The 11,649-nt window shown below is 61.5% G+C and carries 11 protein-coding genes; 8 read left to right on the top strand and 3 right to left on the bottom strand.

Annotation, left to right across the window (positions count from 1 at the left end; genetic code table 11):
- Positions 1-134: 134 nt before the first annotated feature.
- The 3 genes from NKI79_RS21250 to NKI79_RS21240 are packed head-to-tail and all read left to right on the top strand — an operon-like array spanning position 135 to position 3,324.
- Positions 135-1,379 carry an FIST N-terminal domain-containing protein gene (locus tag NKI79_RS21250; RefSeq protein WP_352804114.1) on the top strand — a complete coding sequence of 415 codons (1,245 nt, stop codon included), beginning with the start codon at positions 135-137 and terminating at the stop codon, positions 1,377-1,379.
- Positions 1,380-1,389: 10 nt separating this feature from the next.
- Positions 1,390-2,730, top strand: a complete 1,341-nt coding sequence (locus NKI79_RS21245; RefSeq protein ID WP_352505807.1) for an ATP-binding response regulator — start codon at positions 1,390-1,392, stop codon at positions 2,728-2,730.
- Between the two features lie 60 nt (positions 2,731-2,790).
- Positions 2,791-3,324 carry a hypothetical protein gene (locus NKI79_RS21240; RefSeq protein ID WP_352804111.1) on the top strand — a complete coding sequence of 178 codons (534 nt, stop codon included), beginning with the start codon at positions 2,791-2,793 and terminating at the stop codon, positions 3,322-3,324.
- A gap of 1,083 nt (positions 3,325-4,407) precedes the next feature.
- Here NKI79_RS21240 and NKI79_RS21235 read toward each other — a convergent pair.
- Positions 4,408-5,091 (bottom strand): response regulator, encoded by a 684-nt coding sequence (locus NKI79_RS21235; protein ID WP_352804108.1) that lies wholly within the window; start codon positions 5,089-5,091, stop codon positions 4,408-4,410.
- Positions 5,092-5,319: 228 nt separating this feature from the next.
- Here NKI79_RS21235 and NKI79_RS21230 point away from each other — a divergent pair, with 228 nt between their 5' ends.
- From NKI79_RS21230 to NKI79_RS21215, 4 genes are read left to right on the top strand one after another with little or no spacing between them, the layout of a single operon-like run.
- Positions 5,320-6,030 carry a fumarylacetoacetate hydrolase family protein gene (locus NKI79_RS21230; protein WP_352804105.1) on the top strand — a complete coding sequence of 237 codons (711 nt, stop codon included), beginning with the start codon at positions 5,320-5,322 and terminating at the stop codon, positions 6,028-6,030.
- Between the two features lie 4 nt (positions 6,031-6,034).
- Entirely contained in the window at positions 6,035-6,685 is a 651-nt protein-coding gene (gene maiA, locus NKI79_RS21225; protein ID WP_352804102.1) for a maleylacetoacetate isomerase, read from the top strand.
- A complete protein-coding gene (locus tag NKI79_RS21220; RefSeq protein ID WP_352804099.1) occupies positions 6,675-7,151 on the top strand; it encodes a DUF4262 domain-containing protein in 477 nt (158 codons plus the stop codon). Before maiA ends, NKI79_RS21220 begins: the two co-directional genes overlap by 11 nt.
- A 60-nt stretch (positions 7,152-7,211) precedes the next feature.
- Positions 7,212-8,252, top strand: coding sequence for a zinc-dependent alcohol dehydrogenase family protein (locus NKI79_RS21215; RefSeq protein ID WP_352804096.1), 1,041 nt, complete (start codon positions 7,212-7,214; stop codon positions 8,250-8,252).
- A gap of 19 nt (positions 8,253-8,271) precedes the next feature.
- Here the strand turns inward: NKI79_RS21215 and NKI79_RS21210 are convergent, their stop codons facing one another.
- Positions 8,272-9,165 (bottom strand): LysR family transcriptional regulator, encoded by an 894-nt coding sequence (locus NKI79_RS21210; RefSeq protein ID WP_352804093.1) that lies wholly within the window; start codon positions 9,163-9,165, stop codon positions 8,272-8,274.
- Positions 9,166-9,304: 139 nt separating this feature from the next.
- On the opposite strand from NKI79_RS21210, the gene NKI79_RS21205 reads away from it, so the two are divergent.
- A complete protein-coding gene (locus NKI79_RS21205) occupies positions 9,305-10,735 on the top strand; it encodes an MFS transporter (RefSeq protein ID WP_502909837.1) in 1,431 nt (476 codons plus the stop codon).
- Here the strand turns inward: NKI79_RS21205 and NKI79_RS21200 are convergent.
- Complete coding sequence (locus tag NKI79_RS21200; RefSeq protein WP_352804090.1) at positions 10,704-11,561, bottom strand: alpha/beta fold hydrolase; 858 nt, start codon at positions 11,559-11,561, stop codon at positions 10,704-10,706. The two genes, NKI79_RS21205 and NKI79_RS21200, sit on opposite strands and share 32 nt — an antisense overlap.
- Positions 11,562-11,649 lie beyond the last annotated feature (88 nt).

Genomic DNA, 11,649 nt, shown 5'->3' with positions numbered 1-11,649 from the left:
CAAGTGCGAGATAACGACACGCCCGACGGGACGCACAGCTTCCGTCCGTGAGCGGCTGCGCTGACGCCGTCAAACGGTAGAAACTTCAAATCCATCATGTTGGCTGATTGCCAAAGCACCGCTTCAAGACAACAATGACCTCGACGCCGGCGCGCCAGACGCGCACAAAAAAGCGTCGGAGGAAATGGAGGAGGAAGCCGCTGGCCAAGTCACGGACGCGCTATGCATGCGGCCTTTCGGTGCTCACCACCGACGAATCTGACGCGGATGCGTTCGCCCGGGCGGTGGCAGCGGAAGCAGCGGGCATTGACGCCGGGTTCGCCCTCCTGTTTTTCTCGCAGAGCCTCATAGAGGCCGTCGCCCTGTCGGAAGCGCTGAAGACCCACGCGCCGGCGCTCCACTATGCCGGCTGCTCGACGGCCGGTGAGATAACGCCCAAGGGGCTGGAGGAAGGCCAGATCCTGGCTTTGCTGCTTCCCTCCGCCTCGTTTTCGGCAGCCAGCACTATGGTCGAAAATCTGTCCTCATCGGGCATGGACGGGATTACCGGCGAAGTCGAGGCGCTGAGGCGTTCGTTACGCGAGCGCCTCGGGCACGAGCGAGCCGACACCACGTTCGCGCTCTGCTTGATCGACGGCCTGTCTTATGCCGAAGAAGCGGTGACCTCCGCCATCCATTGGGGGCTCGACGATATTCCATTGATCGGCGGGTCGGCTGGCGATGACTTGAAATTCGAGACAACGCGGCTGATCTCGAACGGCAAAGTGACCTCCGACAGCGCCATCATCGTGCTGATCACCACGGAAATTCCTTTCCACGTGTTCAAGACCGACAATTTCGTTCCCACCGACGAGAAGCTGGTGGTGACGGCATCCGATCCCGACCACCGCATCGTGCGCGAATTCAACGCCACCATTGCCGCCGAGGAATATGCCGCCTCGGTCGGCGTCGTCGCGCAGATGCTGACGCCACTGAGTTTTGCCTCGCACCCGGTGGTGGTGAAAGTCGGCGGCGAATTTTACTGCCGTTCAATCCAGAAGATGCACGCGGACGGCTCGCTGTCGTTCTTCTGCGCCATCGACGATGGTGTCGTGCTTGCCGTCGCCCAGCCTAAGGACATGGTCGAGGCGACCCGCGCCGCTCTCAGCGACGTCAGCGAAAGGCTTGGCGGCATCGACCTGATCCTCGGTTTCGACTGCGTGCTGCGCCGGCTCGACGCGCGCAATCGGCAGGTCTATCGCGAGATTTCGGAACTCTACAAGGTCAACAACGTCCTCGGCTTCGGCACCTATGGCGAACAGTACCGTTCGATGCATCTGAACCAGACCTTCACCGGCATCGCCTTCGGTGAACGCAATGCGGCCGAAGCGGCGGAGTAGGAAATCCGGCATGCCGCTCAGGAACATCGACGACCTGGAAAGACTGAAGAAGATCAACGCCGCGCTGATCAGCCGCGTCGAGCGTTCCATGGACCAGCAAGGCAATGCCTTTTCGCTGTTCCAGACCGCCATTTCGCTTGAGAGCCGGGTGCGCAGCCGCACCGAAGAGCTGCATTCGACCTTGCGCCGGCTGGAGCAGTCGAACATCGACTTGAATGCAGCCAAGGAAAACGCCGAGCTGGCGAACCTGTCCAAGACCAGGTTCCTTGCGGCCGCCAGCCATGACGTGCTGCAGCCGCTGAACGCCGCGCATCTGTCGGTCTCGGCACTTGCCGAAGTACAGACCAGCGAGGAAGGCAGAAACCTGGTCCGCCAGGTCGAGCGATCGCTGGAGACGATGGAGGACCTGCTCCGCACCTTGCTCGACATTTCCAAGCTCGATGCCGGCGTCGTGCAGCCCGACATCACCGATGTCAGCCTGGAGACGCTGTTTTCGTCTCTGCGCTCGGATTTTCAGCCGGTCGCGGAGATGAAGGGGCTGACGCTGAAGTTCCGGCCGGTCGATGCGCTCGTTCGTTCGGACCGAACCTTGCTGCGCCGCATCCTGCAGAACATCCTGTCCAATGCACTGCGCTATACCCGCTCGGGCGGCGTGTTGGTCGGCACCAGGCATCGCGGCGACACGATCCGCATCGACGTCGCCGATACCGGCTGCGGCATCCCCGACGACCAGCGCGAGGCGGTGTTCGAGGAATTCCATCGGGGCGTGATCCCGACGGATGCCGGGCTTGCCGCCGGCGGGCTGGGGTTGGGGCTGGCCATCGTGCGCCGCATCGCCGCGGCACTCGGCCATCCCGTCACGTTTTCGTCGAAGGTCGGACATGGCACGATTTTCCATATCGACGTTCCGGTCGGGATCGGCGACACGGCCGATCCAATCGCCGGCACCGTCGACATGGAGCGGCCGCGCGGCTACGGTCTGTTCGGCACAAGGGTGCTGCTGGTCGAGAACGACATCGAGGTGCTGCAGGCGATGACCTCCCTGCTCGAGCGCTGGCAATGCCTGGTGCGCCCCGCCACCTCGACCGGTGACGCGCTCGACTTGCTTGGCGATACCGACTGGTTGCCAGACATTGTCATAGCCGACCAGCATCTCGACGGCGGCGACCTCGGCACCACCACAATCGCCGAGGTCCGTGATTATCTCGGCCGCGCCGTGCCGGCGCTGATCGTCACCGCCGACGGTTCGGAGACCGTCGCCAACGCCGCCCGCGCCGCTGGCATCGAGCTGATGCGCAAGCCGCTGAAGCCCGCGCAGCTAAGGGCGCTGCTGGCGCATTTGCTGGCTTGAGCCCATCTGAGGGCATGGGCGAACTGCATCAGGCAGAACCAAATTTTGAAAAGGCCAAGGATGTATTGGAGAATAGAAGAAAACGCCCGAGACTACTGTATTCTCGTCGACGACGGAAATACAAATGGATCCCAGGCTTTCCTCGAGATGGAGGAGGCTGGGCCTGTCGACAAAAGTAAGTTGCTTTTTCGCTTTGATGACGAGCGGCCGCTGCATATCTCGGATTTCGTACCAAGCTCTCATCCAGGCGTCTTGTTTGCAAAGCGCGAGATATTCGAGGCGTTTGGTCCGATTGTTTCGAGAAGCAAGCACCTCTTTTATACGGCCAAGACGGATAGGGGCGACTTGAAAATATATGTACCCATGGAGGAGATAAAAGGGTTCGACTTTTCCGAGTCTACTTTCGAAACATTTGAAGACGGAGACATATACCGCGTTGATCAGCTAAGGCTTGTTGATGGTTTCTCGACCGAGTTTGATATTTTTCGCCTGAATGACAACTTCGGGACGAGATTCCATATGATTGTTTCTGATAAATTCAAGTACATGTATGAGTCGCATGGAATGACGGGGCTGCGGTTTTCTGCGACATGAGCCGCTGAAGCCGGCGCGACTGCGCGGCGTGCTGGCGCATGTGCTGGCTTGACGTCTCAGAGGCGTTAGCTTTGCGCAAGGGATCAGGTGTTCCATGTATACAATGGACACGACGAACGCTCGTTATTGGATTTTCGCATATTGGTCCTTGTTCACTTTGAGGGTTTGTAGGCAGTGCAAGAATTCCAGTTGCGATACGATCATGGTCTGTGGCTCTTGGAGACGAGCAAGGGCTCCTACCCTCTCAGCGAGGTGAGAGATTTTTTCCGCTTTTTCATCCTCTTAGACGAACCGTTTGAGCGAGCGTCCAATATCATCGCTCGATCGCTAATTGGAGGCAGCGGCCAGCAGTTTCCTCTTTGGAAAATTGTGGCGGCGGCGTTTTTGTCGACGTCCGAAATCAATGCTCAGAAGGCTCTGGTTGGCTGCCGTCACTCTCGAGCGAGGATCGATAATAATTACAGCCGTATTTGTCATCAATGTCATCGTCCCGATCGGCCAACCAGAAGACGCGCCACCTCGTAAGGAAATACGTCAATCGTCTTCCTTGAAGCGACAAGCTGCAGAATTTGGAACAAGCAATGACGCCAGGAATGAAAGTTCGGATCTAATAGATGCAATTACGGCAACAGTGCACTTTTCTACTGTTCGCCTGGCCGTAGTTGTCCGTAGATCGACTGCATGGCTCGCCTCGCCCGCCCTATCGTTCCCGGTCTGCCGCACTAAGTAACGCAGCTGACCGGGTTGCGCTGCAAATCGACAAAGCCGTGAACCCACGAAAAATAAGGCAGGCGACGCAAGAAACATGGTGCGCTGTCACCGGATTTGGATTGCAGACATTGAAGCCGTCGCGGGCAAGACCAAGAACGACGTTGCAGAATATCTGATGATTAACTCTGTCGGATTCAACTACGATAAAACGTTTGACAGCGATTCAGACCGCGGTCTTCGCCTGCACGATGGAGGAAGTATTCATTTCTATAACAAAGATGGAATATTCTATCTTGGTTCAGTTTTTTTGATGAAAATTTAGAACAACAGAAGGCGTGAAGAGTCCGTCTTTATTCGCAGACGACCGTGCGATCAAAACCCCGCCGGATCGCGAAACAGCTCGGCATTGTCCAGCTTCGAGACCTCGATCACCGCCTGGGTGCGGCTGTAGACGTTGAGCTTGCGCAGGATTTCCGAGACATGCGCCTTGACGGTGGTCTCGCCGACCTGCAGCTCGTAGGCGATCTGTTTGTTGAGCAGGCCCTGGCGCAGCATCTGCAGCACCTTGAGCTGCTGCGGCGTCAGCGTGGCCAGGCGCTGTACCATCTCGGCGCGGTCGGTGCTGTCGGCGTCGGGCGGCCGGTCCTCATAGGTCTGGGGAACATAGATCGCACCTTCCATCACCGAGCGGATGGCCGCGGCAAGATCGCTCTTGCGTGCCGATTTCGGGATGAAGCCGGCCGCGCCGTAGGACAGCGCCTCGGAAATGATCTTCGGCTCCTCATAGCCGGACACGATGACGACCGGCAGGCGCGGATAACGCGTCCTGAGCTGCAGCAGCCCGTCAAAGCCATGCACGTCGGGCATACTGAGATCGAGCAATGCGAGGTCGAACGGCTTGGCATCCGTCAGAAGCTCGAGCGCCTCGGCAATCGAGCGCGCTTCCACCGTATCGACCTCCGGATAGGCCATCTGCACTGCGCTGTGCAGGGCCTCGCGAAACAGCGGATGGTCGTCGATGATGAGGAACCGGGCGCGATCGTTGACTGCGGTCATTAGCTTCACTTCGGTTCGGTCTGGTCTGGTCTGGTCTAGAATAGTCCGGCAACCATGGCCAGCTTATTGCCAAATAGTACATTGCCATCTTGGCTGGCTAAAGCAGGATGGACCGACGATTTCCGCGGCACCGTGCGGCAGGCCTGCTCTTCCGCCATCCAATGCCTTGCCCGTTTGCCCAAATCGGCCGAATGTGCCGGCGACAGATCCACTGAACAGAGACAGTGCATGACCGGCTTCGTCCTTCCCCTGCCCGCAACCCCGTCGGTGGCCGTGGCCGGCTCGCCGGAGCGTTTTGCCGTGCGCCGCATTTTCTGCGTCGGCCGCAACTACGCCGCCCATGCCCGCGAGCTCGGCAATGACGAGCGCGATCCGCCCTTCTTCTTCACCAAACCGGGCGACGCAGTGGTCGACGCGGTAGTCGGTTCGGGCACCACGGTCCCCTACCCACCGCTGACCCGAAACCTGCACCACGAAATCGAGCTGGTCGTCGCGATCGGCAAGACCGGCTTTCGCATCCCGCGCCAGCGGGCGCTGGACCATGTCTGGGGTTACGGCGTCGGCGTCGACCTGACCCGCCGCGACCTTCAGGACGAGGCGAAAAAGGCGGCACGACCGTGGGACTGGTCGAAAGCCTTCGACCGTTCAGCGCCCTGCGGCCCGCTGGTCCCGGCGCAACAATCCGGTCATCCCGACAAGGGCCGCATCTGGCTCGCGGTCGACGGCGAGATCAGGCAGGACGGCGACCTTGCCGAACTGATCTGGCCGGTTCCCGACATCGTCTCGATTTGCAGCGAGGCGGTAGAACTTAGGCCCGGCGACCTGATCTTCACCGGCACGCCGGCCGGCGTCGGCGCCGTTGGGCCGGGCGAAAAGATCACCGGCGGCGTCGACGGCATCGGCGAAATCGAACTGACCATCGGCCAACCGAGCCCGTGACACAATGAGCGATATCGTCCTTCACAACTACTACCGTTCCTCGACCTCTTACCGGGTGCGGATCGCGCTGGAGATGAAGGGCTTGGCCTACGAGTACGTGCCGCATCATTTGCGCCACGGCGAGCATCTGGATCCCGCCTACCTCGCGGTCAATCCGCAAGGGCTGGTGCCGGCGCTGGTCCTAGGCGATGGCACGCTGCTGACGCAATCGCTGGCGATCATCGAATATCTCGACGAGACCACGCCCGAGCCGCCGCTGCTGCCCAAGGATGCGCCTGGCCGCGCCCGCGTCAGAATGCTGGGGCAGATGATCGCCTGCGACATCCATCCAGTGAACAATCTGCGCGTGCTGACCTCGTTGCGCACGCTGTTCGGCGCCGGCGACCAGGATGTCGTCAACTGGTTCCGGCACTGGGTCAACGAAGGCTTCCAGCCGCTTGAAAAGATTCTGGCTTCCTCGCCCGAGACCAAGACATTCTGCCATGGCGACACGCCGGGGCTGGCCGATATCTGCCTGGTCGCGCAGGTCACCAGCAATGCCCGCTTCGGCGTCGACATGACGCCCTACCCGACGATCGCGCGCATCAATGCCGCCTGCATGGCGCTGCCGGCATTCCGGAAGGCCGCGCCGGAGAACCAGATCGATGCCGAATAGACAAGCCAAAGATCCAGATGAAGCGAAAACGCTCGCCGATATCGAAGAATATGGCTGCCACATTCTGTATGTGCTGGAAGAAGGCGAGCATCCGCCTTTCAGCTACTCGGTGGGGATAGAGCACAATTTCAATGCTCCTGAACTGGTCGTTGTCGGGCTGAAGCCAGAGCTTTCCCAGTCTGTCATCAACCAATACTGCAGACGGGTGTGCAACGGCGAGATTTTCCGCATCGGGCGGCGATCGTCTGGTTTCATAGGCGGCTTCGACTGTCAGTTCGGCTCGGTCCATGTTGAGCACTATCCTGAACATTTCGGTTGGGACATCTGGTTCTACGACGGCCTGGGCTTCCGGGTTATGCAGCTTATCTATCCTACGACCGAAGGCATCTGGCCGTGGGATACTGAAGCGAGCGAGTGGTTTCGAAAGCGGCAACCGCTTCTCGACACGCCGCCGGCATCAAGCTAACTCCGAACAACCGCCTGACGAATGCGCCCTTGGTGAATTGAAACTTATGAAAGCCTTGTCATGAAAGCCGTCGTCTTCGAAAAATTCGGCGAGGCGCCGACGATCCAGACCGTGCCGGATCCGACGCCTTCGCCGGAAGGCGTCGTCATCAAGGTGGAGGCGACTGGCCTCTGCCGCAGCGACTGGCATGGCTGGATGGGCCACGACGACGGCATCCGGCTGCCGCATGTGCCGGGCCACGAACTGGCCGGCGTCGTGGTCTCCGCAGGCAACCAGGTGACCCGCTGGAAGGGCGGCGAGCGCGTCACCGTGCCGTTTGCCGTCGGCTGCGGCCGCTGCTTCGAATGCACGTCGGGCAACCACCAGGTCTGCGAGCACCAGTTCCAGCCCGGCTTCACCGCCTGGGGGTCGTTCGCCGAATATGTCGCCATCGACCATGCCGATACCAATCTCGTGCGCTTGCCCGACGAGATGGAATTCGCCACCGCCGCCAGCCTCGGCTGCCGCTTCGTCACCTCGTTCCGCGCCATCGTCGATCAGGGCCGCGTGACTCCCGGCGAATGGGTGGCCGTGCATGGCTGCGGCGGCGTCGGCCTGTCGGCGATCATGATCGCCAGCGCCATGGGCGCCAATGTCGTCGCCATCGACCTCACCGACGAGAAGCTGGACTTTGCCAAAAAGATCGGCGCGGTGGCGACGATCAACGCGGCGAACACGCCGAACGTGGTCAAGGCGGTCAAGCAGATCACCAATGGCGGCGCGCATATGTCGATGGACGCGCTCGGCCACCCGACAACCTCGTTCAATTCGATCGCGAACCTGCGCCGCCGCGGGCGCCACGTGCAGGTCGGCCTGATGCTCGGCGACCATGCCAGGCCGCAGATTCCGATGGACAAGGTGATCGCATTCGAGCTCGAAATCCGCGGCAGCCACGGCATGCAGGCGTTTCGCTACCAGGCGATGATGGAGATGATCCGCACCGGCAAGCTCAAACCCGAACTCCTGGTCGGCAAGAAGATCAGCCTCGAGGAAGCGCCGGCCGCTTTGATGGCGATGGGCGGCTTCGAAGGCATCGGCATCGGCGTGGTGACCAGATTCTAGATCACGCCCCGACTCTGGATCAGCGAAACGACGCGCAGACCTCCCGCACGCAGGCTCGCAGCCAGCGCTGCGCCGGATCGACATCGAGCCGCGGATGCCAGAGCATCGAAATGGTGACCTCCTCGATGTCGACCGGCAACGGGAAGCTGTACATGCCTGCGCGCGCGCCCAGCGTGTGCCGTTCGGGGACGCTGGCGATCAGATCGGAGGCGCGCGCCATGGCGAGCGTGGCCGAGAAGCTGGAAACCATGCACGCAACCGTCCGCTGGAGACCCAGCAGTTTCAAGGCCTCGTCGATCGGGCCCTTTTCGCGGCCACGCCGCGACACGCTGATGTGGCGACCGGCCGCATAACGTTCCGGGCTCACCGGGCCCTCGCTCAGTTTATGTCCCGTTCGCACCACACCGATGAAGCGGTCGCGAAACAGCACCTGAATGCGCATTTCAGGGCTCGTTTCACTGGCAACCCCGATTTCGAGATCAATCGCCGCGTCGCGCAACGACATGTCGCTCTTGTCGGATTTCGGCGCAAAACGCAGCCGCACACCAGGCGCATCCGCTTCGACACGGGTCACAAGACGCGGTGCGAACTCCTCGACAAAACTTTCGTTGGCGCGCAGCGTGAAGACCTTGTCGAGAGCGGAGAGGTCGAGGGGCCTGGCCGGACGCAGCAGCGCTTCCGCATCCTGCACGACGCGGCCCACTTGCTGCTGCAATTCGAGCGCGCGCGGCGTCGCAACCAGACCACGGCCGGCCCGAACCAGCAATGGGTCGCCTGTCGCCTGGCGCAACCGCGCCAACGTCCGGCTCATCGCCGAGGGACTGAGGCGCAGCCGCCCGGCCGCGCGCGCCACACTTCCCTCGGTCAGCAGCACATCAAGGGCGACAAGCAGATTGAGATCGGGCGACGACATGGAAGGACCGTAGCACAGCTCAGCTGTAATGTGGCGTTTCATGCACGAATAAGATGCAAATACTGCGCCTTCCGCCACATCATGTGAGGGAATAGCCTCCGACAGCTCCGATTTGGGGCTGACGGCAAAGGAGTTCACCTTGGCATCGACCGCTGAAAAGACCTGGGACGAAGTTGCCCCGGTGAGCGCCCGCTCGACCCGATGGGCATTGGCAAGCCTGTCGCTTTCAACGCTGCTGTCGTCGCTCGCCACCAGCATCGCCAGCGTCGGGCTGCCATCGCTGATGCAGGCGTTCGGCGCATCGTTCCAGCTCGTGCAATGGGTCGTCCTTGCCTATCTGCTCGCCATCACCACCTTGGTCGTCAGCGCCGGGCGGCTCGCCGATATATTCGGCCGCCGTCCGCTATTGCTCGGCGGCATTGCCCTGTTCACCTTCGCATCCGTGCTTTGCGGGCTTGCCCCGACGCTCTGGCTGCTGATCGCCGCACGGGCGGCACAGGGGCTCGGCGCGGCTGTCATGATGGCTCTTACGCTGGCCTTTGTCGCGGACACGGTTCCCCGGGGAAAAACCGGCAGCGCCATGGGCCTGCTCGGCGCCATGTCGGCGATCGGCACCACGCTTGGCCCGTCGCTTGGCGGATTGCTGATCGCCGGCCTCGGCTGGCGCGCGATCTTCCTCATCAATCTGCCGTTGGGGGCGCTGGCCTTCGCGCTCGCCTGGCGCGTCCTGCCGGCCGGAAAAAAGACGCCAGATCGGCGGGGTTTCGACGGGATCGGCACGGCCTTACTTGCTCTGACGCTGGCCGCCTATGCGCTCGCCATAACGCTTGGGCGCGGCAGTTTTGGTTTCCTCAATGTCGGTTTGCTGATTGCCGCCGCCGTGGCTGGCCTGCTGTTCGTCATTGCGCAGACAAGGACCGAGAACCCTTTGATCCAACCTGCCAGGTTCCGCGATCAGGCGTTGAACGCAAGCCTCGCCATGAACCTGATCGTCGCCACCGTCATGATGGCGACGCTGGTGGTCGCGCCGTTCTATCTGTCGCGCACGCTTGGGCTAGACGCAGCCATGGTCGGGCTGGTTCTGTCGACCGGCCCTCTGGTTACCGCATTGGCGGCGCTGCCGGCCGGACGCCTGGTCGATCGTTTCGGGGCGCACCGGATGATGATCGTCGGCCTGTTCGATCTCGCCGTTGGTACTTTTGCTCTGTCGCGGGCGGAATTCGGTATTGCCGGCTATATCGTGCCGATCATCATCGTCTGCACCGGCTACAGCCTGTTTCAGACCTCCAACAATTCAGCCGTGATGACCGGCGTGGCATCCGACCAGCGCGGCGTCGTCTCCGGCCTGCTCAATTTCTCGCGCAATCTAGGCCTGATCACCGGTGCGTCGGTGATGGGCGCGGTGTTTGCCTTCGCATCGGCTGGCGGAAGCGAAGGTAGCGGTCAGCAGATATTAGCACCTGCGGCAGCCGCACGAGGGATGCAGGTCACTTTCCAGGTGGCGACGGCCCTGGTAGTGGCGGCGCTGATCCTTGCGACTATTTCTGGTCGCCGCGGCCAGCGCGCTTAGCTGAGCCGCCGGCGACGAACTCCAGCATCAGTTCAGCAGCCTTGAGCGCATGCGTCTCCAGGAGGAAATGTCCTGCGTCGAAGACGTGAGCCTCCATCCGGGGAAGATCCACAAGCCACGATTGAACCTCTGCAATGTCGAAGAAGGCATCGTGGCGACCCCAAAGAAGCATCGCTCGGGGCTGATGCTTCGCCAGATAATCAGCCACTTCCCCGAACCGGTCGACATACCGGCCGTAGTCGGCAATCAGCGCCTTCTGCAGATCAAGTCGTCCCGGCAGACACATGACCCGCCAGTCTTCAATCCAGTTACCTGGATCGACCCGCGCCGCGATCTCGGCTGGCAGCCCGGCGACGTACTGGTCGCGGGTTCCCTCGAGGGTCAGATGGGCGGTGGCGGCCTGCTCATTCGCCGCATTCGGCGCAGCCCAGAAGTCCAATGTGTCTGCCCATTGCGGACCAAAACCGGAGCGGTGGGCATTGGCATTCTGGATAACGAGGCCTTCGACGAGTTCCGGCGCGCGCATGGCGAGATGAAGCGCTACCGGGGTTCCGAAATCATGCAGATAAAGAAACCTGCGGCCAACGTTGAGACGCGAGAGCACCTCTTCAATCGCGCCGGCCAGCATGTCGAACGATGGCTCGGGCGGCAGATCGGACGCGCCGAAGCCCGGCAGGTCAGGCGCCACGACATAGGCGCAGCCGGAGAGCGGCGCGATCACGTCGCGAAACGTCCGCGAAGAGCTGGGAAAGCCGTGCAGCAGCACGAGCGCGGGCTTGGAAGCGTCACCAGCCGTCCGGACGGCCACCTCGCCGCCGGAGGACAAGACTACCTTCTGGACCCCAGGCACCAAAATCGTCCCTTTTTCCTCCACGCCGACGTGAGGCCACCTCGCGCCTTTGTGCCACTCTGGC

This window comes from Mesorhizobium sp. M0340, from assembly GCF_040321535.1.
Lineage (GTDB): Bacteria > Pseudomonadota > Alphaproteobacteria > Rhizobiales > Rhizobiaceae > Mesorhizobium.
This window is presented reverse-complemented; position numbering and strand designations above follow the sequence as displayed.

Bases quoted from the DNA above. Each gene is read 5' to 3' on its own strand.
- NKI79_RS21250 (WP_352804114.1), top strand. From the start codon at position 135: ATGACCTCGACGCCGGCGCGCCAGACGCGCACAAAAAAGCGTCGGAGG.
- NKI79_RS21245 (WP_352505807.1), top strand. From the start codon at position 1,390: ATGCCGCTCAGGAACATCGACGACCTGGAAAGACTGAAGAAGATCAAC.
- NKI79_RS21240 (WP_352804111.1), top strand. From the start codon at position 2,791: ATGTATTGGAGAATAGAAGAAAACGCCCGAGACTACTGTATTCTCGTC.
- NKI79_RS21235 (WP_352804108.1), bottom strand. From the start codon at position 5,091: ATGACCGCAGTCAACGATCGCGCCCGGTTCCTCATCATCGACGACCAT.
- NKI79_RS21230 (WP_352804105.1), top strand. From the start codon at position 5,320: ATGACCGGCTTCGTCCTTCCCCTGCCCGCAACCCCGTCGGTGGCCGTG.
- maiA (WP_352804102.1), top strand. From the start codon at position 6,035: ATGAGCGATATCGTCCTTCACAACTACTACCGTTCCTCGACCTCTTAC.
- NKI79_RS21220 (WP_352804099.1), top strand. From the start codon at position 6,675: ATGCCGAATAGACAAGCCAAAGATCCAGATGAAGCGAAAACGCTCGCC.
- NKI79_RS21215 (WP_352804096.1), top strand. From the start codon at position 7,212: ATGAAAGCCGTCGTCTTCGAAAAATTCGGCGAGGCGCCGACGATCCAG.
- NKI79_RS21210 (WP_352804093.1), bottom strand. From the start codon at position 9,165: ATGTCGTCGCCCGATCTCAATCTGCTTGTCGCCCTTGATGTGCTGCTG.